21 protein-coding genes are annotated in these 25,376 nt (G+C 73.0%); 6 read left to right on the top strand and 15 right to left on the bottom strand.

The features are described 5' to 3' along the window. The first annotated feature begins 8 nt into the window (after nucleotides 1-8). Together ACQPZP_RS23385 and ACQPZP_RS23380 are read left to right on the top strand one after the other, a co-directional pair. A complete protein-coding gene (locus ACQPZP_RS23385) occupies nucleotides 9-1,391 on the top strand; it encodes an ABC transporter permease subunit (RefSeq protein WP_433471865.1) in 1,383 nt (460 codons plus the stop codon). After that, on the top strand, nucleotides 1,388-2,326 hold the full coding sequence (locus ACQPZP_RS23380; protein ID WP_433471864.1) for a carbohydrate ABC transporter permease: 939 nt from the start codon (nucleotides 1,388-1,390) through the stop codon (nucleotides 2,324-2,326). Before ACQPZP_RS23385 ends, ACQPZP_RS23380 begins: the two co-directional genes overlap by 4 nt. Nucleotides 2,327-2,393: 67 nt before the next feature. Here ACQPZP_RS23380 and ACQPZP_RS23375 read toward each other — a convergent pair whose 3' ends face one another. Continuing rightward, a complete protein-coding gene (locus tag ACQPZP_RS23375; RefSeq protein ID WP_433471863.1) occupies nucleotides 2,394-3,641 on the bottom strand; it encodes an ABC transporter ATP-binding protein in 1,248 nt (415 codons plus the stop codon). A 145-nt stretch (nucleotides 3,642-3,786) separates the two neighbouring features. Between ACQPZP_RS23375 and ACQPZP_RS23370 the strand changes: the two genes are divergently transcribed. Then, entirely contained in the window at nucleotides 3,787-4,809 is a 1,023-nt protein-coding gene (locus ACQPZP_RS23370; protein ID WP_433471862.1) for a LacI family DNA-binding transcriptional regulator, read from the top strand. Between the two features lie 53 nt (nucleotides 4,810-4,862). Then, a complete protein-coding gene (locus tag ACQPZP_RS23365; protein ID WP_433471861.1) occupies nucleotides 4,863-5,303 on the top strand; it encodes an Lrp/AsnC family transcriptional regulator in 441 nt (146 codons plus the stop codon). A 14-nt stretch (nucleotides 5,304-5,317) separates the two neighbouring features. Here ACQPZP_RS23365 and ACQPZP_RS23360 read toward each other — a convergent pair whose 3' ends face one another. From ACQPZP_RS23360 to ACQPZP_RS23300, 13 genes are all read right to left on the bottom strand, one after another. Continuing rightward, on the bottom strand, nucleotides 5,318-6,235 hold the full coding sequence (locus ACQPZP_RS23360) for a TIGR03619 family F420-dependent LLM class oxidoreductase (RefSeq protein ID WP_433471860.1): 918 nt from the start codon (nucleotides 6,233-6,235) through the stop codon (nucleotides 5,318-5,320). 208 nt (nucleotides 6,236-6,443) lie between these two features. Then, the gene (locus ACQPZP_RS23355) at nucleotides 6,444-7,421 is read right to left on the bottom strand and encodes an N-acetylglucosamine kinase (RefSeq protein WP_433471859.1); all 978 of its coding nucleotides are present in this window, start codon (nucleotides 7,419-7,421) and stop codon (nucleotides 6,444-6,446) included. Continuing rightward, nucleotides 7,421-8,677 carry a 6-phospho-beta-glucosidase gene (locus ACQPZP_RS23350; protein WP_433471858.1) on the bottom strand — a complete coding sequence of 419 codons (1,257 nt, stop codon included), beginning with the start codon at nucleotides 8,675-8,677 and terminating at the stop codon, nucleotides 7,421-7,423. Before ACQPZP_RS23350 ends, ACQPZP_RS23355 begins: the two co-directional genes overlap by 1 nt. Further along, the gene (locus ACQPZP_RS23345; protein WP_433471857.1) at nucleotides 8,674-9,504 is read right to left on the bottom strand and encodes a carbohydrate ABC transporter permease; all 831 of its coding nucleotides are present in this window, start codon (nucleotides 9,502-9,504) and stop codon (nucleotides 8,674-8,676) included. The genes ACQPZP_RS23350 and ACQPZP_RS23345 overlap by 4 nt, the downstream gene beginning before the upstream one ends. Continuing rightward, nucleotides 9,501-10,478, bottom strand: coding sequence for a carbohydrate ABC transporter permease (locus tag ACQPZP_RS23340; RefSeq protein ID WP_433471856.1), 978 nt, complete (start codon nucleotides 10,476-10,478; stop codon nucleotides 9,501-9,503). Before ACQPZP_RS23340 ends, ACQPZP_RS23345 begins: the two co-directional genes overlap by 4 nt. A gap of 5 nt (nucleotides 10,479-10,483) precedes the next feature. Then, on the bottom strand, nucleotides 10,484-11,833 hold the full coding sequence (locus ACQPZP_RS23335) for an ABC transporter substrate-binding protein (protein WP_433471855.1): 1,350 nt from the start codon (nucleotides 11,831-11,833) through the stop codon (nucleotides 10,484-10,486). A 39-nt stretch (nucleotides 11,834-11,872) separates the two neighbouring features. Then, entirely contained in the window at nucleotides 11,873-13,108 is a 1,236-nt protein-coding gene (locus ACQPZP_RS23330) for an ROK family transcriptional regulator (RefSeq protein WP_433471854.1), read from the bottom strand. Nucleotides 13,109-13,228: 120 nt separating this feature from the next. Then, on the bottom strand, nucleotides 13,229-13,768 hold the full coding sequence (locus ACQPZP_RS23325) for a DUF1707 domain-containing protein (RefSeq protein WP_433471853.1): 540 nt from the start codon (nucleotides 13,766-13,768) through the stop codon (nucleotides 13,229-13,231). 130 nt (nucleotides 13,769-13,898) lie between these two features. Beyond that, nucleotides 13,899-15,968, bottom strand: a complete 2,070-nt coding sequence (locus ACQPZP_RS23320; protein WP_433471852.1) for a hypothetical protein — start codon at nucleotides 15,966-15,968, stop codon at nucleotides 13,899-13,901. A 79-nt stretch (nucleotides 15,969-16,047) separates the two neighbouring features. Beyond that, nucleotides 16,048-17,265, bottom strand: coding sequence for an acyl-CoA dehydrogenase family protein (locus tag ACQPZP_RS23315; RefSeq protein ID WP_433471851.1), 1,218 nt, complete (start codon nucleotides 17,263-17,265; stop codon nucleotides 16,048-16,050). Between the two features lie 70 nt (nucleotides 17,266-17,335). Next, nucleotides 17,336-18,421 carry a DUF3616 domain-containing protein gene (locus tag ACQPZP_RS23310; RefSeq protein WP_433471850.1) on the bottom strand — a complete coding sequence of 362 codons (1,086 nt, stop codon included), beginning with the start codon at nucleotides 18,419-18,421 and terminating at the stop codon, nucleotides 17,336-17,338. 61 nt (nucleotides 18,422-18,482) lie between these two features. Then, on the bottom strand, nucleotides 18,483-19,661 hold the full coding sequence (locus ACQPZP_RS23305; protein ID WP_433471849.1) for a cytochrome P450: 1,179 nt from the start codon (nucleotides 19,659-19,661) through the stop codon (nucleotides 18,483-18,485). A gap of 79 nt (nucleotides 19,662-19,740) precedes the next feature. Continuing rightward, on the bottom strand, nucleotides 19,741-21,120 hold the full coding sequence (locus ACQPZP_RS23300; protein WP_433471848.1) for a KamA family radical SAM protein: 1,380 nt from the start codon (nucleotides 21,118-21,120) through the stop codon (nucleotides 19,741-19,743). Nucleotides 21,121-21,262: 142 nt separating this feature from the next. Between ACQPZP_RS23300 and ACQPZP_RS23295 the strand changes: the two genes are divergently transcribed. Then, the gene (locus tag ACQPZP_RS23295) at nucleotides 21,263-22,309 is read left to right on the top strand and encodes a zinc-binding dehydrogenase (protein ID WP_433471847.1); all 1,047 of its coding nucleotides are present in this window, start codon (nucleotides 21,263-21,265) and stop codon (nucleotides 22,307-22,309) included. Between the two features lie 67 nt (nucleotides 22,310-22,376). Next, the gene (locus tag ACQPZP_RS23290) at nucleotides 22,377-23,708 is read left to right on the top strand and encodes a DUF2252 domain-containing protein (protein WP_433461383.1); all 1,332 of its coding nucleotides are present in this window, start codon (nucleotides 22,377-22,379) and stop codon (nucleotides 23,706-23,708) included. A 15-nt stretch (nucleotides 23,709-23,723) separates the two neighbouring features. Here ACQPZP_RS23290 and ACQPZP_RS23285 read toward each other — a convergent pair whose 3' ends face one another. Then, a complete protein-coding gene (locus tag ACQPZP_RS23285; RefSeq protein WP_433471846.1) occupies nucleotides 23,724-25,319 on the bottom strand; it encodes a PP2C family protein-serine/threonine phosphatase in 1,596 nt (531 codons plus the stop codon). Nucleotides 25,320-25,376: the final 57 nt, after the last annotated feature.

Here is a 25,376-nt window from a genome sequence, read left to right as displayed (position 1 = left end):
GATCCCGGATGAAGGCTCCGAATGAGGAGGTGCCGCCGGCCGTGACGGCCGGCGGCGCCGCCGTGGACGCGCCGGCCGGCCGCCCCGGCGCGGGCCGGGGACGCGAGCGGCTGACCCCGCCGTCGTGGCTCGCCATGACGTTCCTGCTGCCGGCGCTGCTGCTGCTCGGCTTCCTCGTGGTCTACCCGATCGTGTACTCGGTGATCCGCAGCTTCTTCGACGCCTCCGGCGGCTCTTTCGCCGGCGTCGACAACTACACCGGGGTCTTCAAAGGGCACGACAACCTGGTGGCGGTGCGCAACACCGCCATCTGGGTCGTCGTCGCGCCGACCGTGGTGACCATCGTCGGGCTGGTCTTCGCCGTCCTCACCGAGCGGATCCGGTGGGCGACGGTGTTCAAGCTCGTGGTGTTCATGCCGATGGCGATCTCGTTCCTCGCCTCGGGCGTGATCTTCCGGCTGGTGTACCAGCAGGACCCCGACAAGGGCGTCGCGAACGCGGCGATGGTCGCGATCCACGACACCTTCAAACAGGACAAGTCCTACCCGGGGGCGGGCCCCCGCAGCGGCGGCAACGCCCCCGTCCGCACCGACGGCGGGGCCGTGGTCACGGTGAACTCCTTCTCGGCGGGGCAGAGCGCGCTCGTCCCGCTGCTGAAGGTCAAACCGGAGTACCTGCCGAAGGACGCCACCCCGGCCGCGCAGCCTCCCTCGGCCAAGCCCGGGCAGCTGACCGGCACGGTCTGGTTCGACTTCACCCGGGGCGGCGGCGGGCAGCAGAACGCCCCGAACGCGGGCGAGTCCGGGCTGCCGGGGATCAGGGTCGAGGCGGTCAGCGGCGGCAAGGTCGTCGCCAAGGCCACCACCGAGGCCGACGGCACGTTCACGATGACGAAGGTGCCGGACGGGACGTACACGATCCGGCTGCCCAAGGACAACTTCACCGCCGCCTACCAGGGCGCGGAGTGGCTCGGCGGCACGCTGATCACCCCCGCGATCATCGGGTCGTACCTGTGGGTGTGGGCGGGATTCGCGATGGTGCTGATCGCCGCCGGGCTCGCCGCCATCCCGCGCGACGCGCTGGAGGCGGCCCGGGTGGACGGCGCCACCGAGTGGCAGGTGTTCCGCAGGGTGACGATCCCGCTGCTGGCGCCGGTCCTGATCGTCGTGCTGGTCACGCTCGTCATCAACGTCCTGAAGGTCTTCGACCTCGTCTACATCATCGGCGGCGGCGACCCGAACGCGAGCGTGCTGGCCCTGCAGATGTGGACCGAGTCGTTCGGCGGCGGCAACGACCAGGGCGCCGGCAGCGCCATCGCCGTGCTGCTGTTCGTGCTGGTCCTGCCCGCCATGCTGTTCAACATCCGGCGAATTCGGCAGGAGCGCAGATGAGCACCGCGGAGAAGACCGCCGGGGCGCCGTCCCGGGACGGCGCCGGGAACGGCGCGGCGGGCGCCCCCCGGCGCGGCCTGGCGGCCCGGATCGCCGGGCGGCTCGGCGGCGGCGCCGCGCAGGCGCTGCTCGTCCTGATCGCGCTGTTCTGGCTGGTGCCGACCCTCGGGCTGCTGGTCGCCTCGCTGCGGTCCAACGAGGACAACAACGCGGGCGGCTGGTGGCAGGTGTTCACCAAGCCGACGCAGCTGACCGCCGAGTCCTACTCCGCGCTGCTGGACAAGGGCGACTTCGTCGACTCGTTCTGGAACACCGTCCTGATCACCGTCCCGGCGACGCTGCTGGTCGTCGCGATCGCCAGCCTGGCCGCCTACGCGTTCGCGTGGATGGAGTTCCCCGGGCGGGACTGGCTGTTCCTCGGCGTCGTGGCGCTGCTGGTGGTGCCCGTCCAGGTCGCGCTGATCCCGGTCGCCAAGCTCTACGGGCTCATCGAGTTCGGCGGGTTCCACATGTTCGGCTCGATCACCGGCGTGGTGCTCTTCCACGTCGCGTTCGGGCTGCCGTTCGCGATCTTCCTGCTCCGCAACTTCTTCGCGGCGATCCCCCGGGACCTGCTGGAGGCGGCGCGGATGGACGGCGGCTCGGAGTGGACGATCTTCCGCCGGGTGATCTTCCCGCTGGGCGGGCCGGCGATCGCCTCGCTCGGCATCTTCCAGTTCCTGTGGGTGTGGAACGACCTGCTGGTGGCGCTGGTGTTCGCCGACACCGGGTCGCAGCCGATGACCAAGTGGCTGCAGTCGCAGATGCGGCAGTTCACCGGCAACATCGACATCCTCGCGCCCGGCGCGTTCCTGTCGCTGATCGTCCCGCTGATCGTGTTCTTCGCCTTCCAGCGCTACTTCGTCCAGGGCGTCCTCGCCGGCTCGGTGAAGTGAGCGGGGCCGGACGGACAACGGTGCCCGCGGCCTCCTCCGGCCGCGGGCACCGTTTCGTGCAGGCCGGTCAGCCGGACTTGCGCAGGTCCGCCGCGCCGTGGGTCTCGGCGGCGTCGGCGTGCCCGATGGCCAGGCCGCTGGACGGGTCGAAGAAGTGCAGCCGTCGGGTGTCGACGGCGAGGTTCACGTCCTGTCCCGGGCGCACGTGCGAGCGGGAGTTGACGCGGGCCGTCCACAGCGCCTTGTTGTCGATCAGCGGGATCGCCATGTCGCTCTCGCCCTCGGCCGCGTCCTCGGCGAGGTCGGCGGTGTCCTTGTGCTCGACCGGCGGCGCGTCGATGGTGAAGATCACGTTGATCTCGCTGCCGAGCTCCTCGGTGACGCTGCTGCGCACCGCCATCGGCGCCCAGTCGGGCTTGGCGTGCGCGGCGTCCTCGAAGTCCGACGGGCGGATGCCGAGCACGACCTTCTTGCCGAGGTAGTCCCGCAGGCCAGCCTTGGCGTCCACGACCTGGGCCGGCACCGGCAGCGTGAAGCCGGCGAAGGAGACCTCCGCGCCGACGTCGCCGGCGATGAGGTCGGCGAGGACGAAGTTCATCGCGGGCGAGCCGATGAAGCCGGCCACGAACAGGTTGACGGGGTTGTCGAACAGCCGCTGCGGCGTGTCGACCTGCTGGAGCCTGCCCTCGCGCAGCACGCACACCCGCGACCCGAGCGTCATGGCCTCGACCTGGTCGTGGGTGACGTAGACGGTGGTGACGCCGAGCCGCTCGTGCAGCTGGCTCAGCGAGGCCCGCATGGACACGCGGAGCTTGGCGTCCAGGTTCGACAGCGGCTCGTCCATCAGGAACGCCTGCGGCTGCCGGACGATCGCGCGGCCCATCGCGACGCGCTGCCGCTGCCCGCCCGACAGCGCGGCCGGCTTGCGGGCCAGGAACTGCTCCAGGCCGAGCATCTTGGCGGCCTCGCGGACCTTGGCCTTGATCTCCGCCTTCGGCGTGCCGCGCAGCTTGAGGCCGAACGCGAGGTTCTGCTCGACCGTCATGTGCGGGTAGAGGGCGTAGTTCTGGAAGACCATCGCGATGTCGCGGTCCTTCGGCGCGAGGTCGTTGACGACCTGGTCGCCGATGGAGATCTTCCCGCCGCTGATCTCCTCCAGGCCGGCGATCATCCGCAGCGCGGTGGACTTGCCGCAGCCGGACGGGCCGACCAGGACCATGAACTCGCCGTCGCGGATCTCCAGGTCCAGGCCGTCGACGGCCTTGACTCCGCCGCTGTACACCTTGTCGACCCGGTCCAGCACGATCTTGGCCATCCGAACCCCTTTGGAAACGTTTCCACTGCCCCCTGCCGAACAGGGGATTTGTCTCATTGGCTGGAGTAAACATCATGGAAACGTTTCCAGGGGAGATTCCGTCATGAGAAGATGATCGGGGACATCCGGAAAGGGGCGGTCAAGGATGGCGGAGCGGCGGCCGGCGACGATCAAGGACGTGGCCGCGGCGGCCGGTGTCGGCATCGCCACCGTGTCGCGGGTGTTCTCCGGCACCGGCTCGGTCGGCGCCGCCACCCGCGAGCGCGTGCTGGCCGCCGCCCGCGACCTGGACTACCGCCCGAGCGCCCTCGGCCGGGGCCTGAAGCTGCGGCGCAGCGGCGGCATCGGCCTGGTCGTCCCGGACGTCACCGACCCGTTCTGCGCCGAGCTGATCGCGGGCGTGCTCGCCTGCGCCCGCACCCTCGGCGGGCACGTCGTCGTGGACGCCGCGCACGGCGACCCGGCCCGCGAGGCCGAGATCGTCGAGCGGCTCGTCGAGCAGCGGGTCGACGGGATCATCGCGCTGCCCGCCGGGAACGAGGCCGACTGGCGGGCCGCCGCCCGGGTCTGCTCCAGCGTGGTGTTCGCCGACCGGGTGCTGCCCGGGCTGGCCGACGTCCCGTCCGTTCTCGCCGACGACGCCGGCGGCGTCCGTTCCCTCGCCGAGTACCTCGCCGGGCTCGGGCACCGCCGAATCGGGTTCCTCGGCGGCGCGCCGGGCCGCCCCTCCGGCGTGCGGGAGCGGGCGTTCCGCGACACGCTCGCCCAGCTGGGCGTCCCGGTGGAGGAGGACCTGGTCGTCGCCGCCCGCCCTGCCCGCGACGCCGCCTACGCGGCCGCCGCCGGGCTGCTGCAGCGCCGCTCGGACGTCACCGCGGTCCTGGCTGCCGGGCACCTGCTCGGCGAGGCCGCCGTGCTCGTCGCGCGCGAGCTGGACCTGCGGGTGCCCGCCGACGTGTCGATCGCGATGATGGACGACGTCGCGTGGGCCGAGCTGTGCGACCCGCCGCTGACCGCCGTCGCCCGTCCGGGCCACGACATCGGCTACCGCGCCTGCGAGCTCCTGCTGCGCGAACCCGCCCGGCGGGGCAGGGGAGGACCCGTCCTGCTGCCGACCGAGCTGGTCGTGCGCGGCAGCTGCGGGCCGCTGCGCCCGTCGCGCCGCTGACACCGCAGCCGTTCCGGGTCCACGCATCGGCTCCGGCACGCTAGATTTCCCGCGTGGAGGACATCGATCGTCAGATCATGGCGCTGCTGGCCGACGACGGGCGGATGAGTTTCACCGATCTGGCCAAGGAGACCGGGCTGTCGGTGTCGGCGGTGCACCAGCGCGTCCGGCGGCTGCAGAAGCGCGGGGTCATCAAGGGGTTCACCGCCCAGCTGGACAACGGGCAGATCGGGCTGCCGCTGACCGCGTTCGTGTCGATCAAGCCGATCGACCCCGCCGCGCCCGACGACGCCCCCGACCGGCTGGCGCACCTGGACGCGATCGAGGCGTGCCATTCGGTGGCGGGCGACGAGAGCTACATCCTCAAGGTGCGGGTCGCCTCCCCCAACGAGCTGGAGGACCTGCTGCAGAAGATCCGCGCCGCCGCGAACGTCGCGACGCGGACGACCGTCGTCCTCAGCACCCCCTGGGAGGCGCGCCGCCCACCCCTGTAGGGGCCCGGTAGGGGTCAGGTGCCCGGTGCCAGCGCGTCCAGGGCCTCCAGCGCGCGGTCGAGGGAGGCGCGCGGGTCGGCGTCCGGGCCGGTGACCTCCGGGTCGAAGTTGAGATCGGCGAACAGTTCGGTGACGCCCTGCGCGGCGATCGCCTCGAAGTCGCCCCGGATCTCCTCGTAGGAGCCGGTGAGCGGACGGCGCCCCTCCCGGCCCGGGGGCCGGACACGGATCGCGCCCCGGCACACGAACCGCAGCGCCGAGGCGTCCCGCCCGGCTTGTTCCGCGGCCTCCCGCACGACGTCGATGGAGCGGCCGATCCCGGTGAGGTCGGCGCGGCTGGAGCTGACCCAGCCGTCCGCCAGGCGCCCCGCGCGCCGCAGCGCCCCCTCGGAGGCGCCGCCGAGCAGCAGCGGCGGGCCGGGGGACTGCAGCGGCCGGGGATCCATGGTGACCGGCGGGATGTCGTAGAACTCGCCGTGGAACTCCGCCGCGTCTCCAGAGTCGCCGCCCCACAGGGCGCGCAGCGCGGCGATGAACTCCTCCGCGCGGGCGCCGCGCCGCTCCATCGGGGCGCCGACCGCGGCGAACTCCTCGCGCATCCAGCCGATCCCGAGCCCGAGGTCGAGCCGGCCGCCGCTGACGTGGTCGAGGGTGGCGGCCTGCTTGGCGAGGATCGGCGGCGCGTAGAACGGCAGGTTGACGATCGCGACGCCGAGCCGCGCGCGGGCGGTGTGCCCTGCCAGGTAGGCCAGCGTGATCAGTGGATCGGGGACGTTGCGGTAGGTGCGGTCGTCCGAGCCGGCCGGGTTGAGGACGCGCTGCAGCGTCCACAGGGAGTGGTAGCCGAGTTCCTCGGCGCGCCGCGCGACGGTCACCTGGTTGGCGGGGGTGGACCACGCGCCCGACCCCGGGACGGCGAACCCGATCTCCACGCTGTCTCCCTCTCCCGGCCGCACCTTACAACGTCAAGGGCGGCGCCGGTTCAGTGGAAACCGCCCGCCCGTCGTCATGCTAGGTGGCCAGATGCCGCGCGGACGCATCGCACCGGCATGACGAGGGCACCGGCTCGTCGTCCGGCCGCCGGATCGCCTCGGCGGCCATCCCGTCTCAAGATCACCATTTGGCCCGTCCGAGGGCGGGTCAGCGGCGGCGGAAGGCGGCGCGCAGGGTTGCGTGCGCGGCCGGCGGGGCCTGCACGTGGTCGAGGGCCAGCAGCCCGGCGCCGAGCAGCGGGGGATCCTCGGGGATGAGGAGGCGGGCGCGGGGCGCGAGGACGGCGTAGCGGGCGGCGACCGCCTCCGTCAGCCGCGGCCGGCGGGCGGCGAGGACGCCGCCGCCGAGCACGACGTCGGCCGGGGTGTCCAGCAGCCCGAGTCGCCGCAGCGCCAGCGACCCGAGGATCGCGATCTCCTCGGCGAGCCGGGCCGCGACCTCGCGGGCCACGGCGTCGCCGGCCTCGGCGGCGTCGAGGAGGACGGGCGCGAGCTCGGAGAGGCGACCCTCGCCGAACTCGCCGAGGTGGATGCCGAGACCGACGTCGATGGCACGGTCCACGCCGAAGTGGTCGGCGACCGCGGCCGTCAGCGCCGTCTCCGGACCGCGGCCGTCCTCGCCGCGGACGGCGTGCCAGAGCGCCGAGCGCCCGAGCGCACCGCCGCCGCCCCAGTCGCCGGTGTGCGCCCCGAGGGACGGGAACCGGGCGGTGCGGCCGCCGGGCGCGACCCCCGCGCAGTTGATGCCGGCGCCGCAGACGACGGCGACGCCCCAGCCTTCGGCGGCGCCGCTGCGCAGCAGCGCGAAGGTGTCGTTGCCGGCGGTCACGCTCGGCGCGGCGCCCCGGGCGAGCAGGAGTTCCTCCAGACGCCTCTCTTCACCCGGCAGGTCGACGTTGGCCATGTAGGCGGCGAGGTGGACGACGTCCCCGGCCGGGACGCCGGCGTCCCGCAGCGCGTCGGCGATGACCGCGGTCAGCGCGCCGAGGGCGGCGTCGAGCCCGGCGGCCTGCGGGCGGAACCCGTCGCCGCGCGCCGTGGCGAGGAGTTCGCCGCCGGTGGTGGCGACGGCGGCGTCGGTCTTGCTGTTGCCGCCGTCGACGGCGACGAGCACGCCCGCGGCCATCAGGCGGCCCACGGCAGGTGGGCGCGGTTGGCGGCGACCAGGTCGCGGGCGAGACGCTCGGCCACGTCGAACTGGCCGACCAGCGGGTGCGCGAGCAGCGCGGCGGTGACCCGGTCGACGCCGCCGCGCAGCGCCGCGTCCAGGGCCAGCTCCTCGTAGGCCGACACGTGCGCGATCAGCCCGGCGAACAGCGGCTCGACGGGCGGGACGGGCAGCGGCACCGCCCCGGACGCGGTGATCCGCGCCGGCACCTCGATGACCGCGCGGTCGTCCAGGAACGGCAGCGTGCCGCGGTTGCGGACGTTGACGACCTGCACGTCCCCGGTATCCGCCAGTAGGGACGCGGCGAGCTGGACGGCGGCCTCGGAGTAGAAGGCCCCGCCGCGTTCGCCGAGCCGCGCGGGCTTGGTGTCCAGGGCCGGGTCGGCGTACAGGTCCAGGAGGTCGCGTTCGAGCGCGGCGACCTCCTCGGCCCGCGACGGGGCGCCGCGCTGCTCGTCGACAACGCGGTCGTGCGCGTAGAAATAGCGCAGGTAGTAGGACGGGACGGCGCCGAGCCCGCGCAGGAACGGCGCGGGAAGCCCGGAGACGGCGGCCAGGTCGTCCGGATGCCGGTCGAGGAGATCGGGCAGGACGTCGGTTCCGTCCAGCAGCACCGACCGCACCCAGGTGAGGTGGTTGAGCCCGGCGTGGCCGAGGCTCACCCGGCCGGGCGGGACGCCCAGCAGTGCCGCCGCGCGCCGCTGGAACCCGATCGCGACGTTGCAGAGCCCGACCGCGCGGTGCCCGGCGTCCAGCAGCGCCCGGGTCACGATGCCGACCGGGTTCGTGAAGTCGACGATCCACGCGTCCGGAGCGCGGGCGGCGACCCGGGCCGCGATGTCGAGCACGACCGGGACGGTGCGCAGCGCCTTGGCGAGCCCGCCCGCGCCCGTCGTCTCCTGCCCGACGCAGCCGCACGCCAGCGGCAGCGTCTCGTCCAGGTGCCGGGCCGCCTGCCCGCCGACGCGCAGCTGCAGCAGCACGACCGCCGCGCCCGCGACCGCCTCGTCCAGGTCGCCGGTGGTGCCGACTCTGGCGGGGTGGCCGGCGCGGGCGAGCATCCGCGCGGCGAGGCCGCCGACGAGCTCCAGCCGCCCGGCGTCGGGGTCGGCGAGCACCAGCTCCGACACCGGCAGCGCCGCGTGCGCCCGCGCGAGCCCGTCGACCAGTTCCGGGGTGTAGGTCGACCCGCCCCCGATGACCGTCAGCTTCAACCCTTCACTCCCGTCAACGTCACACCCTGGATGAACACGCGCTGGGCGAGGAAGAACACCACCAGCACCGGCAGGATCGTCAGCAGCGTCGCGGCCATGGTGAGGTTCCACTCGACATGGTGGGCGGCGCGGAACGTCGCGACGCCGATGGCGAGCGTGGCGTTCTCCGGCTTGGCGTACACCAGCGGTCCGTAGTAGTCGTTCCAGCAGTAGAAGAACTGGAACAGCGCCACCGCGGCCAGCGCCGGCTTCGCCATCGGCAGGACGACCCGCAGCATCGTGCGCAGCTCGCCGCAGCCGTCCACCCGGGCCGCGTCGGCGTACTCGCGGGGGATCGTCACCAGGAACTGGCGCAGCAGGAAGATCGAGAACGCGTCCCCGAACAGGTTCGGGACGATCAGCGGCCACAGCGTCCCGGTCAGATGGAACCGGGACCACACGATGTAGAGCGGCACCATCGTCACCTGGGGCGGCAGCATCATCGCCGAGATCACCACGACCAGCGCGAGGCCGCGGCCGCGGAACCGGAAGCGGGCCAGCGCGTAGGCGACCGGGACGCTCGACACCAGCATGAACGCCGTGGACAGCGCCGCGTACATGGTGCTGTTGAGCGTCCACCGGACCATGTCGCCGCCGAACACGCGGCGGAAGTTGCCGAAGTGCCACTCCCGCGGCCACAGGTCGGCGCTGAGCGCCTGCCGGTCGCTCATCACCGCGGTGAGGAACATGAACACCAGCGGCGCGAGGAACATCGCCGCCAGCACGATCGCGACGGCGTGCGTCCCGACCCACAGCAGCGTCCGCCGCCCCCGCGCACCCGGGATCATGTCGCTTCCTCGCCGGCGAAGGCGTGGAACCGGCGCAGCAGCACCAGCGTGAACGCCATCGCCATGACGAACATGACCAGCGCGAGCACGCAGGCGTAGCCCATGTTGAACTGCCGGAAGCCCTCGTCGTACAGCCACTGCGGGAACGTCAGCGTCGACCCGTCGGGGTAGCCGGGCGCGAACTGGGTGCCGGGAGTGTCGGCCTGCCCGGCGGCGACCTTCCCGGCGACCATCGCCTGGGTGAAGTACTGCAGCGTCTCGATGACGCCGGTGACGGCGGCGAACGCCAGGACGGGCGAGATGGTCGGCAGCGTGACGTGGCGGAACCGCGCCCAGGGCCCGGCGCCGTCGATGGCGGCCGCCTCGTACAGCGAGGAGGGGACGTTCAGCAGCGCCGCCAGCAGGATGATCATGACGTCGCCGACCGCCCAGAGCCCGAGCAGCCCGAGGCCGGGTTTGGCCCACGCCGCCTCGTTGAAGAAGTCGGGCGGGGTGACGCCGAGGTGGCGGGAGATCGCCGGGACGGGGCCGGTGCCGGGGTTCATGACGAACACGAACGCGACCGTCGCCGACACGGGCGGGATCAGGTACGGCAGGTAGAAGACGGCGCGCAGCAGCGTCCCGCCCCGCCTGATCCTGGTGAGCAGCTGCGCCACGCCGAGCCCGAACAGCACCCGCAGCGGGACGAGCACCGCCACCAGCCACAGCGTGTTCCGCATCGCCTGCCACGCGTCGCCGTCGTGCAGCAGGTAGGTGTAGTTGTCCAGGCCGACGTACTCCAGCGTGAACAGGTTGTAGCGGGTGAAGGAGAAGTACACCGTGGCGGCCAGCGGGTAGGCGAAGAAGAGCCCGAACCCCACCAGCCACGGGGACAGGAAGGCCAGCACCCGGAGCCGGCGGCGGCGCCGCGCCCGCGGCGCCGCCGCTTCGGGCAGGGTCCTACGCAGCGGGAGGCGCAGTGTGCCGGGGGCCACCGGGCTCAGCCTCCGGCCAGCTTCAGCGAGTCGTCGACCTTGGCGTCGAGCTCCTTGAGGGCCGCGTCGAGGTCGCTCACCTTGCCCGGTTCCCACCGGTCCTGGACGAACTGCTGGAATTTCACCACATAGTCGTTGCCGTTCGGGGTCGGCGGCGTCGTGGTGCTGTTCGGGTTCTTGAAGACCGACAGGAACGTCTGGAACTGCGGCGGCAGCTTCAGGTCCGGCGACGACAGCGAAGCGATCGTGGACGGCACGTTGCCGAGCGCGTTGGCGAACGTGACGAGCGCCGTGGTGTCGGTCGTCAGGTACTTCACGAACTCCCACGCCGCCTGGGCGTGCTTCGCGCCGCGCGGGACGCCGATGACGGTGCCCGCGACGAAGCCGCTCCCGTACCGGGCCTCCTGCCCCTCGGGGACGGGTGCGGGCGCGGTGCCGTAGTCGACCTTCGGGGCCTCCTTCTTCATGAAGGTGGTGCGCCACTCGCCGTCGACCGCCATCGCGACCTTCCCCTGCTCGAAGGGGTTGGACGACTCGAACTCCTGGCCCATCGAGCGCAGGAACTTCTTGACGTTGTCGTAGCCGTACCAGTCGATGAGGCTCTTGTTCCACTTCAGGTACGCCTTGACGGCGGGGTCGGCGGCGTAGCCCGCGTGCCCGTCCGGGGTGAGCCACCTGATGCCGAACTGGGTGGCGATGTGCTGCGGGACGTGCTCGTAGTACTGGACGGACGGCATGAACCCGGCGACCTTGATCGTCCCGTCCGGGGCGCGGACGGTGAGCCTCTTGGCCAGCGCGGTCAGCTCGGTGAAGGTCTTCGGGGGTTGCGCGCCCTTCATCAGGGCCTTGTTGTAGTAGAGCCCGTAGGCGTCGGCGAGCAGCGGCATCGCGCACCGGACGCCCTTGTACTGCGTGTACTGCTGGACGGCCTTGGGGAACTGGTCCAGGTCCAGCTTGGACTTCGCGATGTAGGGCGAGAGGTTCTGCCACGCACCGCTGCGGCACCACTGCCCGACGCTGTCGGTGGTGAAGGACGACACCACGTCGGGTGGGTTGCCGCTGCGGATGGCGTTGGAGATGCGGTCGTCGGTCTGGTCCTTGACGAGCTTGACCGTGATGTTCGGGTGGGCCTTGTGGAAGCCGGCGACGGCGTCCTGGAACGCCTTCACCTCGTGCGGGGCGCTCCAACCGTGCCAGACCTCGATGGTCTGCTTCTCGCCGGCCTTCGGGCCGCCGCCGGGGGCGCCGCCGCCCGCGGTGCAGGCGGCCGGGGTGAGGCCGAGCCCGGCGGCGGCGAGGGCGGCCGTCAGCCGGTGCGCGGCGGGCGTGGTCCGGTGCCGTGTCGATGTGCGCACTCCGGGTCTCCTTCGGGGGAGTGGGACGGCGGGGGAGGGTCAGGGGGCGGTGGTGGAGAAGACCGCGTCGCGGGTCTCCCGGAGTGCCTGCTGGAGCGCCCCGGCCAGGACGGGGTTGCCCTGGACGGTGCTGAGCCGTACCTCGGGGCGCGGGATCGTCAGGCTGTGCAGGTGCTGTTCGACGCGCGCGCGGAGCGGTTCCCCTCCGGCGCGCAGGACATCGCCGGTCAGGACGACGAGCGATGGGTCGAGGACGGCCACGACCGTGGCGAGGGTGGCGCCGAGCCGGGTCGCGAGCTCGGTGAGGGCCCGTTCCGCGCGCGCGCCCGCGTCGGCGGCGGCGCGCTCACCGGTGGGTGTGCGACCGCCGGTGGCCTCCGTCTCGGCCGCGGCGCGGCCGAGGGCGGTGCCGGCGTCGCGTCCGCGGAAACCGTGCTCGCGCATCAGCTTCAGGACGGCGGCGCCGCCGGTGAGGCTGTGCACGCCGCCGGTGTGGGTCCGGCGGACGTCCCGCATCAGCGGCGCGCCCACCGCGGGCATGTAGCCGATCTCCCCGGCGCCTCCGGTCGCGCCCCGGTGCAGCGCGCCGTTCAGCACGACGGCCATGCCGACGCCGTCGGCGACCCACAGCAGCACGAAGTCGCGGGCCGCGGCGGCCTGCCCGCCGGCCCGCTCGGCGAGCGCCGCGAGGTTGACGTCGTTCTCGATGGCGACGCGCACGCCGAGCCCGCCGCCCAGCGTGCCGACCAGGTCGGGGATGTGCCAGCCGGGGATGTGCGAGGCGTACCCGAGCCGGCCGGTCGCCGGGTCGACGGCGCCCTGGATGCCGATGACGGCGCGGTCCAGGCGTTTTCTGCCGAGGCCGGCCTCGGCGGCGGCGCCGTCCAGCGCCGCGGCCATCCGGGCCACGACGTCCACGCCGGTGCGTCCCGGGGTCGGCAGGGTGTGCTCGCCCACGACCGTCCCCGCGAGGTCGGCGACGCTGACGCGGATCCGCGCCGGGGTGACGTCGGCGCCCGCGACGTGGGCGGCGGCGCCGTTGATCCGGTACAGCTCGGCGGTGCGCCCGGGCAGGCCCTCCCGGATCCCGTCCCGGACGACCAGCCCGGCCTGCTCCAGCCGGGCGAGCAGCTGCGAGGCGGTCGGCTTGGAGATCCCGGTGAGGCCGGAGATCTGCGGCCGGGTCAGCGGCCCCCGTTCCAGCAGCGCCTCCAGTGCGGCGCGGTCGTTGATGGCCCGCAGCAGGCTGGGGGTCCCCGGGACGGACACGGACACGACGGCGCCTCCGAGTTAAGAAGGTTTCCTAACTTGGAGAGAAAAGTAAGGACTCTTAACGAATACGTCAAGACCCGGACCGGTCACGGCCGTCCGGGAGAGGCGATCAGGTGCGGGTGGTCAGGGCGCGGTGACGATGAAGCTGGAGTTGCCGAAGCCGACCTCGTCGCCGGGCCGCACGCGGGCCGGCCCGGTCAGCCGCCACCCGTTCACCCGGGTGCCGTTCATCGATCCGAGGTCGGAGATCATCCAGCCCTCGTCCGCCCGGTAGATCTCGGCGTGGAACCGGGAGACGGTCAGGTCGGTGAGGATGAACTGGCAGCCGGGGGCGCGGCCCACGACGATCCGGCCGAGCTCGCGCGGCGGCAGCATGAACCGCGGCAGCCGGGGCCCGCGCCACGCGGCCTCGATCCGGGCGGTCACCTGCGACACCGAGGAGATGATGCCGGTCAGGCGGTTGACGACACGGCCCGTCGGCGGCAGATCGTGCACGATCTCGGCCAGCTCGGCCCGGCTGCGCGCCTGCAGCACCTGGTCGACACGGCGCTCGAACGTCTCGTTCGACATGCGGCCCTCGGCCACGCGGTCGCTGAGGACGCGCAGCACCCGGTCCCGTTCCGTGTCGGACGCTCTCACCGGGAATGAGGGCTGTCCGTCCATAGTCGTGAGTATCCAGTCCCCATCGTCGGCTGTCCAGAAAGCCCGCAGGCCCCCGGGGGCGGGCGATCGCCCTCACCCGCCCCCCACCTGTTCGATGCCCGCGGCCGCCCGGAAGTTCGGCGGCGGCGGGTCAGTTCGGCGTCAAGGTGCCGAGGAGTTCCCGGGCCTGCCCGGCGAAGGCCGCGTCCTCCGTCCGGGCGGCTCGCCCGAGGTGCTTCACCGCCCGTTCGGTGTCGCCGTCGGCGGCGGCCATCTCCCCGAGCCGGAAGCACGCCTCGGCGACCAGTTCGGGCAGGTCGGTGACCTTCAGCATCCGCTCGTACCAGTGGCGCGCGCCGTCCCGGTCGCCGACCAGGTAGTGCAGCTCGCCGAGATGCCCGGTCGCGAGCGGGGCGTGCCGGTCGTGGGCGTTCATGGCCCGCTCGTACCAGCGCAGTGCCTCGCCGACGTCCCGCGCGGCCTTGGCCGAGCCGCCGAGCAGCATGGCGGCGTACCCCTCGGCGTGGGCGTGGCCGGCGTCCACCGCCTCCAGCAGGTGGGGCCGCGCGGCCTCGTCGTCGCCGCGTTCGGCCGCCACCCAGCCGAGGCCGAGCAGCGACCACGGTTCGCCGGGCTTGAGGCGGAGGCAGGCCCGGTAGGCGGCCTCGGCCTCGTCGAGGTCGCCGCTGCCGCCCCGGGTGCGGGTCATGTCCGCCACGCGGACGCCTGCGGCGTACCTCAGGTCGAGGTTCCCGCCTCCGTCCTCCAGACTCTCCGCGAGACGGTGGGCGTCGCGTGCCGCGTCCACGGCGCCGTCGAGGTCCCCGCTCCGGTTCAGGAAGCGCGACAGGGAGAGGCCGTCGGACACGGCGTCCGTGGCGGTGCCGTGCTCGATCGCCCGGCGGTAGGCGTCGGCGGCGGCGGCCGGGGGCGTCGCCCAGTCCTCCAGCCGCTTCGCGGTCCTGCGCCAGACACGCGCTTTCGCGGCCGCGTCGTCCGCGCGGTCGGCGAGCATCCCGGTGAGGGTCGTGATGTCCTCGATGTCGTAGGACTTGTCGAGGCGTTCGCACAGGTCCTCCTCGGAGGGCTGCCCGGCCTCCGGCACGGCGACCGGGGCGCCCGGCTCGAACAGGTGTATCTCGCCGCCGTAGCCGTTGTGGTCCTCGATGACGCCGGCGGCGAGCACCCTGCCGTCCGGCGACCAGTCCAGGTGGGAGACGTAGCGGTGGCCCTTCGGCCGGCAGCGCATGAGGAGGGCCTCGTCCTCGGTGCGCCGGAGTTCGATGCGCTGGGGGCGGCCGAAGCCGTCGCTGGCGATCGTGGCGAGATACGCGCCGTCCGGCCGGACGGCATCCTGTGTCCAGGCCTTCGCCGGTTCGCCGGGCGCGTCCGTGAACTCGACGAACCGGCCGGCGTCCACGTCGTATGCGGTCGCGGGCGCCTCGTCGTCTTCGGACTCCGGCGGACGGGCGGTCAGCAGGTGGGTCCCCGGCACCCATTGGACGTCCTGCCCCCAGGGGACGCCGGCCCGCTCGGGGATGCGGGTGTGCTCGGTCCAGCCGGCGGTTCGGTACACGACGAGCTCGCATGCCTGGCTGGTCATGGCGAGGTACTCGCCGTCGCCGGAGAACGTCAGGTCGCTGGGCGTGGCGGCGTCGGTGCCCGTGCCGGGGAACGGGTCGAGCCTGCGTGCCGCTGCGCGCAGATCGACCACGGCCGGCGCATCAGGGTCGGTGACCTGGTCGGCATTGGTGACGTAGACCGTCGTCCCCCAGGAGTCGCCTGGGGTGAGCGACTCCAGCCAGCGCGGGTCGGTGACGTGGACCTCGTAGTCGGCTTGGACGAGCCCGTCCTCGTTCGCCCAGCCGCCGTCGCGCTCGTAGTAGAAGTCGTGCAGGTCCTCCCAGGCGTCGTCCTTGACCGGGTGGTTGCGGGCGGCGACCCGGTCGACGCGGCGCACGTACAGGTGGGAGTTGGTCTCGCCCCAGTCCACGTCCAGGAAGTCGTCCAGGCTCACGGCCTGCAGCGCGTGCCACTGCTTGATCGGCCGGTCGTGCGCGGCCTCCCACAGGATGCGGAAGAAGAAGCCGACGTCGCCGTCCGGCAGTGGCGCGTGACTCCTGTCGTGGACGTCGTAGTACACGACGAAGATGCGGAAGAGCGCGCGCAGTTCGCCGGGGGCGACGTCCAGGACGCGGGCGCCGTACAGGTCGGTGGACATGCGTGGCCTTTCCAGGGGGACCGTCGGAGCTTCATGATCACAGAGGGGTCCGACGGTTCGCCGGGAAACGGCGGGAGTGTCAGCGGGAGAGCAGGTCGCGGGCGATGTGGGTGACCTGGATCTCGTCGGTGCCGGCGTAGATCTGGAACGACTTGGCGTCACGGGCGAGCTGCTCGACGCGGTACTCGCTCATGTAGCCGTTGCCGCCGAACAGCTGGACGGCCTCCTGGGCGGCCTCGCTGGCGGCCTGCGCGGCGTAGAGCTTCATCGCGGACGCCTCGGCGAGGGTCGGGGTGCGGCCGGAGCGCTGCATCTCGATGTGCCGGAACACCAGGTTCTGGACGTTGAGCCGCGCGACCTCCATCTTGGCCAGCTTCAGCTGGATGAGCTGGAAGTCGCCGATGCGCTGCCCCCACAGCTCGCGGGTCTTGGCGTACTCGACCGACAGCCGCAGGCACTCCTCGATGACGCCGAGGGCCATCGCCGCGACGCCGGCGCGCTCGGTGACGAAGTTCTGCCTGGCCGACTCCTTGCCGCCCTGGGAACCGGAGGTGAGGAGCCGGTCGGCGCCGGCGCGGACGTCGTTGAGGAACAGCTCGCCGGTGGGGGAGGAGTGCAGGCCCATCTTGCGCAGGGGTTTGCTCTGCTCCAGGCCCTCCATGCCGCGGTCGAGGACGAAGGTGAGGATCTCCCGGTCGCGGGGATCACGGCCCGCGGGGCCGCGGTCGTCGTCGAGCTTGCAGTAGAAGACGATGGTGTCGGCGTAGGGGCCGTTGGTGATGAAGGTCTTGCTTCCGTTGAGGACGTACTCGTCGCCGGACTTCCTGGCGGTCGCCTGCATGCCGCCGAAGGCGTCCGATCCGGAGTTCGGCTCGGTGATCGCCCAGGCGCCGACCTTCTCCATGGTGAGCAGCGAGAGGGCCCAGCGCTCCTTCTGCTCCGGGGTACCGCGCTTCATGATCGTCCCGGCGGCGAGGCCGAGGCTGACGCCCATCGCCGAGACCAGGCCGGGGGCGACCTTGCACAGCTCGATGATCGGCAGCATGGTCATCGCCACGTTGCCGCCGCCCGGCCGCCCGTCGTCGCCGGAACCGCCCTCGCGCTCCCTGGCGATCCGGGCCTGGAACGACGAGCGGGCCATCTCGTCCAGCCCGAACGTCTTGTACAGGCCGCGGAGCAGGTCGTACGGCGGGAGGTCGCCCGACTCCAGCGCGTCCAGGCTGGGCCTGACCTCCGCGTCGATCCAGCCGCGCACCGCGTCCCGGATCATCAGGTCTTCCTCGGACCACTCGATCATGCTCTGCCCCGCCCTTCGACTCCCGCCGTTGCAGGACCCATCCAAGCAGAGCATGCAAGCGAACGCTTATTCAGGTCCCCTCGCCGAGGTCGATCACGTCGGCGAGGACGCCGCCGTCCGCCGTGAGCCGCCCGGGGGACGGGCTGTCGTAGACCACCAGCACGCGGGTGCCGCGGGCGCCGGGCTCGTCCAGGACGGCGATGCCCTCGGCGTGGTCGTCCCCGTCGCCGTGGGGGAGGTCGCCCAGGACCTCCAGCTCGCCGGCGGTGACGATCTCGGGCGCGTCGGCCCTGGCCGCGTCCCGCCACCGCACGACCCGCACCGGGCCGTCCAGGTCCATGCTCGGCCCGGTGAGGATCAGCAGGTCGTCGCCGTGCGGGCACAGGTCGCGGACGCCCAGACCGCGCAGGTCCAGGAAGTGGGTGCGGTAGAGGTCCTTGCCGTCGCCCAGCGGCAGCGCCCGCAGCCGCCGCGGGTCGCCCGGATGCGTGCCCGGGCGGATCTCCACCAGCACCGCCCAGCCGCGCAGCACCGGTCCGCGCAGGCCGATGTAGAGGCGGTCGCCGTGGGCGGCCACGCCCTCGATGTCGATGCCGTTGTCCTTGCTCGGGATGGACAGGAACGGCGCGAGGTGCGGGTCGTCCTCCAGGAGGTCGGTGATGGAGTCCTTGTCCAGCCCGAGGACGGCCGCGGTGCGGTCCCCGTCCTCGCGGACGACGCGGGGCAGCCCGTCCTCCCCGGTGACCAGGGGCAGCCGGGCGAGGATGTACCGGTTGTCCTCGCGGACGACGGTGGCCAGCCGCTTGCGCGCCTTCGCGGCGCTCTGCCCGGCCTTGATCTTCTTGCGTTTGAGGCTGTGCGAGCCGATCGCCCACAGCCAGCCGTTGGCGCGGGCGAGGCCCTCGATGTCGGCCTCCTCGCCGGGGCCGCCCGGGAGCGGGACGAGGTCGGCGAGCGCGGCCGTCGCCTGGTCGGCGTAGCCGGTGACGCGCCCGTCCTCGTCCACGGTGGCGGTGAGCCGCTCGATGGTGGCCGTCTCGTCGCCCGCGACCCACAGGCAGCGGCCGTCCTGGCGCACGGCGGACAGGTTGGTGTGCGTTCCGGCCTCCCGGCTTTCCAGCCCGAAGCGCAGCTCGACCCGGCGTTCCTCGATCATTGGTGCATGGTCCCACAGCGGCGGGGCCCGAGGGGCCGACCGGGGCGTGCCGGACCGGCCGTCAGGCGTCCCAGCGGACGTGCAGCTCCGGGGGCCTGCGGAACACCAGGCCGCGCGGGCAGGCGGGACGGGACGGGTCTAGCCGCAGCCCGGGCAGCCGCTCCAGCAGCGCGGCGAGCGCGGTGCGGGCCTCCAGCCGGGCCAGGTGGGCGCCGAAGCAGAAGTGCGGGCCGTGCGCGAACGCCAGGTGCTCGGCCACGTTGGCGCGCCGCGGGTCGAACCGGTCCGGGTCGGGGAAGACCGCCGGGTCGCGGTTGGCGCCGGCGATCGACACGCGCACGAGGTCGCCGGCCGGGACGGGCGTCCCGCCGAGGTCGGTGTCGCGGGTGGCGTACCGGTCGACGACCGACGCCGAGGGCTCCAGCCGCAGCGACTCCTCGATCGCGGCGGGCAGCAGGTCCCGGTCGTCCAGCACGAGCCGGAGCTCGCCGGGATGCCCGAGCAGGTGCCGCACCGCGTTGGCGATCATGCCCTCGGTGGTGTCGATGCCGCCGAACATGAGGATCGCCGCGTTCGCGACGACCTCGGCGGTGGTCAGGCCGCCGCGCGCCGCCTCGGCGAGCTGCGACCCGGGCCGGGACGCGCCGATCGCCTCCTCGACCGCCGCGCGCAGCAGCCGGTGCGCCTCGCCGGCGCGTTCCGGAGCCTCGCCGCCCGCGGTGATGGCCGACACCGCCTCGACGAACGCGCCGTACCAGGACCGGACGGTCGAGGCGTCCACGCCGTACAGCCCGAGGGTCTCGGCGACGACCGCGACGGCGAGCGGCCCGGCCAGCTCGCCGCGCAGCTCGGCGCGGCCCGCCGGCGCGAGCCCGCCGACGAGCCGGTCGACCTCGGCCTCGACGAACGCGGTGAACCGCTCCCGGGTCCGCGCCGGGCGGAACGGCCGGGCGAACGCGTCGCGGTGCCGCGTGTGGACGGGGCCGTCCAGCGACAGCATGCTCGGCCCGACGACCCGGGCGGTGGAGAAGCGCGGATCGTCCACGGTGAACGCCGCCGGGTCGCGCATGACCCGCAGGGCCAGGTCGCGGGAGGTCACCAGCCAGCCGCCCAGCGCGGGCAGCCACGAGACGGGCTCGCGCTCCCGGAGCCGCGCCAGGTGCGGATGCGGGTCGTCCTCCAGGTCGGCGGCGGTCACCGAGGCGCCGACCGGGAACCGGGCGATGAGGTCGGAGGTCACCCGTCCGAGCATATTCCGCCGTGCTCCCGATCTACGCCATGTTTCTGATCTACAACGTAAAGGCGCCGGGGCGGGACGCTCAGGCGGCCTCCGACCGCGCCCGCCACCACTCCCGGCCCTCCTCCGGCAGCGTGTAGATCGGGTCGTGGTACTCGTACCGCCTGGTCAGCGCGTCCGGGTCGGACAGTTCCAGGCCGGTGCGGTAGTTCTTCGTCCAGTAGGAGATGCCGCGCTCGCGGTCGTAGCCGGCGAGCTGGTGCACCCACCGCTTGCCGACGTAGGGGACGTCGCAGACGATCCGCGGCGTGGCGAAGCCGGGCAGGTAGCCCATGATGGCGTGCTGCAGCTCCTGCGCCTCCCAGACGGCGAGCCGCCAGTGCTCGCTGTTGGGGATCATGTCGCACATGTACAGGTAGTACGGCATGATCCCGGCCTCGTCGAGCAGCGCGAACGACAGGTCGAGCAGCGCTTCCGGCGTGTCGTTGACGCCGCGCAGCAGGACGCCCTGGTTGCGGACGTCGCGGATGCCCGTGTCGAGCATCGCGCGGGCGGCCTTGGCGACCAGCGGCGTCAGCGACTGGGCGGCGTTGACGTGGGTGTGGATCGCGATCTGCGCGCCGCGCTCCTGCGCCTTCGTGGCGAGGCGTTCCATGCCGGCGCGGACGTCGTCCTGCAGCCAGTGCTGCGGCATCCCCATGAGCGCCTTGGTCGCGAGGCGGATGTCGCGGATGTTGTCGATGTCCAGCAGTGAGTCGACGAACGACTCCAGCCGCGGCCACGGCATGTTGGCGACGTCGCCGCCGGAGACGACCACGTCGCGGACGCCCGGGGTGCGGCGCAGGTAGTCGAGCATGGCGCCGAGCCGGTCCGGCGGCTTGATGGTGAACTTGTGCTTGTCGACGTTCGGCGTGGAGTTGCCGACCAGGTCCATGCGGGTGCAGTGCCCGCAGTACTGCGGGCAGGTCGGCAGGAGCTCGGCCAGCACCTTGGTGGGGTAGCGGTGGGTGAGGCCCTCGACGGCCCACATCTCGGCCTCGTGCAGCGAGTCGCGGGAGGCGTGCGGGTGGGACGGCCAGTCGGTGCGCCGGTCGCTGAGCACCGGGAGCATGTAGCGGCGCACCGGGTCGGCGTAGAAGGCCGCGGTGGACGAGGTGTCCATCGTGTTGAGCATCTGCGGCGGCACGAGCATCGACATCGTGGCGCGCTCGGCCTGGTCGCGCTCCAGGTCGGCGTAGAACGACTCGTCGAGCAGGTCCCCCATGACCTTGCGGAGCTGCCGCAGGTTCTTCACGCAGTGGGCGCGCTGCCACTGCGCCGACTCCCATTCGGCCTGCGTGACGTCCCGCCACCCGGGCAGTCGCCGCCAGTCGGGCTCCTCCAGGGGCCGCCGCCGGTAGACGTACGGCTGGCGTGCGGCCTCGTCGGACGGTACGGCGTCCGGGTGCAGGGCAGTGGTCATTCTCGACCGCCTCCTCGCCTCACATTGATCGCATAAAAGTCTTGTGTACCGCCGACATTACGGGAAGACTTTCGATGAAACCAGTGGTGTTCTGGATATCTTGCGCCACATCAGGGGAAATCGGGAGAGAGGCGGGACGGCGATGACCGAAGGCGGGACCGGGACGGCGGTGGGGCTGCACCGGGTACTGGAACCCGCGGGAGTGCTGCCGCAGGCCGCGCACCGGCTGGACCCCGACCCGCGGATCCGGCCCGACGAGGTGCGGATCTCCGTCGAGCGCCTCAACCTGGACGCCGCGTCCTACCGGCAGCTGCACACCGCGCACGGCGGCGACCCGGACGCGATCCGCGCCGAGGTGCTGCGGATCATCGGCGAGCGCGGCAAGATGCACAACCCGGTCACCGGCTCGGGCGGCATGCTCGTCGGCGTCGTGGACGAGGCCGGGCCGGAGTCGCCGCTCGGCCTGGCGCCCGGCGACCGCGTCGCCACCCTGGTGTCCCTCACCCTCACCCCGCTGGCGATCACCGACGGCCTGGCCGGATGGGACGGACGGTCGGAGCAGGTGCCCGCGCGCGGGCACGCGATCCTGTTCGCCCGCTCCATCGCCGCCGTGCTGCCCGGCGACCTGCCGGTGCCGCTGGCCCTCGCGGTCATGGACGTGTGCGGCGCGCCCGCCCTGACCCACCGCGTCGTCGCGGCGCAGAAGGGAGCTCCCTCGGTCCTGGTGCTGGGCGCCGCCGGCAAGAGCGGATGCCTGGCGCTCGCCGCCGCCCGCCGCGCCGGCGCCTCGCGCGTGATCGGGCTGGTGCCCACGGCCGAGGAGGAGGAGCGGCTGGCCGCCACCGGTCTCGCCGACGCCGTCGTCCGCGCCGACGCCCGCGACCCCGTGGCCGTGGCGGCGGTCGTCGGGGAGCCCGCCGACGTCACCGTGGTGTGCGTGGACGTGCCGGGCTGCGAGCACGGCGCGATCCTGGCCACCGCACCGGGCGGCACCGTCGTGTTCTTCTCGATGGCGACCTCGTTCCCGGCGGCCGCGCTCGGCGCCGAGGGGCTGGCCGCCGACGTCACGATGCTCATCGGGAACGGCTACGTCCCCGGGCACGCCGAGACGGCGCTGGAACTGGTCCGGTCGGAACCCGCCGTGCGCGCGCTGTTCACCTCCCGGACGGGTGCGGATTCGGCAGAATGACCGGGAACGCCCCACGGCCGCGGCGGGCGGGCGGCGGCGGGGTCACCCGATCATCGAGGGAGAGAGCATGGCGAGCATCACCGAGGAGCTGCGCGGGCGGGACCCGAAGGAGCGCCGGGCGCAGATCGTCGACGTCCTGGTCGACGCGTTCTCGGACCTGGTGGAGCGCAGCCCCGCCGAGTTCCGCCGCCGCTTCCGCAAGATGGCCTCCGACCCGTTCGCGTTCTACCGGGGCAGTGCCTGCCTGTTCTACGCCGACATCGTGCACGACGACGACCCGTGGGCCGACGAGCGCACGTCCCGCGTGTGGATCCAGGGGGACCTGCACGCGCAGAACTTCGGCACCTACATGAACGACGACGGCGTGTTCGTCTTCGACGTCAACGACTACGACGAGGCGTACGTCGGCCACTTCACCTGGGACGTCAAGCGGCTCGTCGCGAGCCTGGCGCTGCTGGCCTGGCAGAAGGCGATCTCCGACGCCGACATCCGCCGGCTCATCGAGACCTACGTGCGCGGCTACGTCGACCAGGTCCGGCACTTCGCCGCGCACGAGGGCGACGAGAAGTTCGCGCTGACGCTCGCCACCACCGACGGCTACGTCCGGGACGTGCTGGTGGCCGCGATGGGCGGCACCCGGATCGCGCTGCTGCAGGGCATGACGGTCGTGGACGGGCCGGACCGCCGGTTCCGCGACCGGCCCGGCGTCCGCCGCCTGGACGAGGCCGAGCGCGCCAAGGTCGAGGCCGCCTACCAGGAGTACCTGACGACCATCCCGTCGGAGAAGCGGTTCGGCAGCCTCACCTACGAGGTCAAGGACATCGTCGGCGCGTCCGGTTTCGGGATCGGGTCGGCCGGTTTGTCGGCCTACAACATCCTGGTGGAGGGCAACACCCAGGCTCTGGAGAACGACGTCATCCTGTCGATGAAGCAGGGCAACGTCGCCGCGGCCAGCCGTGTCGTCGACGATCCGCGCATCCGCGAGTACTTCCAGCACCACGGGCACCGCACCGCGGTGTCGCGGCGGGCGCTGCAGGCCAACAGCGACCCGTGGCTCGGACACACCCAGATCGACGGCGTCGGCTACGTCGTCCAGGAGCTGTCGCCCTACGAGGAGGACCTGGACTGGGGCGGCCTCACCGAGCCCGAGGACATGCTGTCGGTGCTGGACGACCTGGGCCGCGCCACCGCCAAGGTGCACTGCGTGTCCGACACCGACTCCGACCACACCCTGGTCGGGTTCCAGGTCGAGGACGCCATCAACGCGGCGATCGGCCCGGACGAGTCCGCGTTCGTCGAGGCGATGGTCGCGTTCGGCACCGAGTACGCCGAGATCGTCCGGGACGACCACGAGTACTTCGTGGACGCGTTCCGCAACCACGAGATCCCGGGCCTGTAGCGGCCCCGCCGCCGGTCACGGGCCGGACGGGCGGACCAGGAGCAGGGCTATGTCGTCGTGGCCCTGCTGGTCGGCGAGGAGGGTGAGGACGCCGTCGGCGGTGTCCTCCAGCGTGCCGTCCTGCGAGGCGACCAGGGCCGACGCGAGGCGGGCGATGCCCTCGTCCAGGTTGCGCATGCGGCTCTCCACCAGGCCGTCGGTGTAGAGGGCGAGGGTGGCGCCCGCCGGGATCGCCGCCGGCACCTGGGCGTACTCGGCGGGATGCGCGGCGTCGGACACCCCGAGCGGCAGCCCGTCGGGGACGGCGAAGTGCCGCGCCGTCCCGCCGGGAAGGGCGAGCAGCGGCGGGGGGTGTCCGGCGCTCGCCACCTCGCAGCGCAGCGTCCGCGGGTCGCAGACCAGGCACAGGCAGGTGGCGAACTGGGCGGCGTCCAGGTCCTGCGCGATCGCGTCGAGCCGCCGCAGCACCTCGCCCGGCGGGAACTCGCAGCTGACCAGGGTGTGCGCGGCGACCCGGAGCTGCCCCATCGCGGCGGCGGCGGTGACGCCGTGCCCGACCGAGTCGCCGATCACCACCGCGATCTTGTCGTCGGGGAGCGGGACCACGTCGTACCAGTCGCCGCCGACGCCGCTGCGGGCCGGCAGGTAGCGGTGCGCGATCTCCAGCCCCGGCGGCGCGGCGACATCGGCGGGCAGGAGCCCGGCCTTCAGCGCCGTCGCGGTGCGGTGCTCGCGCCGGTACTGGAAGGCGTTGTCGACGCATGTCGCGGCGCGGCCGGCCAGCTCGGAGGCCAGCGCTGCGTCGGCGGCGCCGAACGGCAGCCGGCCGCGCTTGCGGCTGAACACCGCGAACCCGAGCGCCCGGCCGCGCGCGACCAGCGGCACCGCCAGCAGCGAGACGTGCTCCAGGAGGCCGTCGATGAGGCGGCCGGTGCGGTGCGCGAGGGTGTCCTGGACGGCGTCGCCGCCGAACTCGACCATGTGGCCGGTGCGGAGGCAGCGGGCGTAGGGGGTGGACGGCGGGTAGACGATGACCTCGTTGACGGGGAACTCGCGGGCCCAGCCCTTCGGGTCGTCCTCGGCGAACTCGACCGCGAGGCGCCGCACGACCGCCGAGCCGTCGGCCTCGGCGGCGGGCTGGTCGTCGTCGGCGAGCAGCCGCTCCAGCACGTAGATCGCGCCCGCGTCGGCGAACCGGGGCACCGTGACGGCGACGATCTCCCGTGCGGTCCGGTGCAGGTCGAGGGTGGAGCCGATGCGGCGGCCGGCCTCGTTCAGCAGCTGCAGCCCGCCCGTCCAGGGCGGGGAGACGGTCAGCAGCACCTGGACGCGGCCGTCCGGGCCCGTCATCGGCTCGCAGGTGACCGACAGGCCGTCCCCCGACAGCGGCAGCACCCCGCACCAGGCGCGGCCGGACCCGGCCAGCTTCAGCGCCACCAGCAGCGGCTCGGCCGCGGCGGGCCGGCCGAGCAGGTCGGGCAGCACGGCCCCTGCCGCCGCGGCGGCGTCGCGGCCGAACAGCCGCGCCGCGCCCTCGCTCCACCCGGTGACCAGGCCGTCCGGGGTGAGCAGGACGGTCACAGGTCCCGGCCCTGCGGGGGGTTCGGACATCGGTCCTCACTGTCCCGTATGCGCGGGCCGCCCGCGGTGGCGCGCGTTACGCTGAGG

The sequence above is a fragment of the Spirillospora sp. CA-142024 genome (assembly GCF_050942325.1).
GTDB lineage: Bacteria > Actinomycetota > Actinomycetes > Streptosporangiales > Streptosporangiaceae > Spirillospora.
The sequence above is the reverse complement of the archived record's forward strand: the minus strand, read 5'-3'. Positions and strand labels throughout refer to the sequence as shown.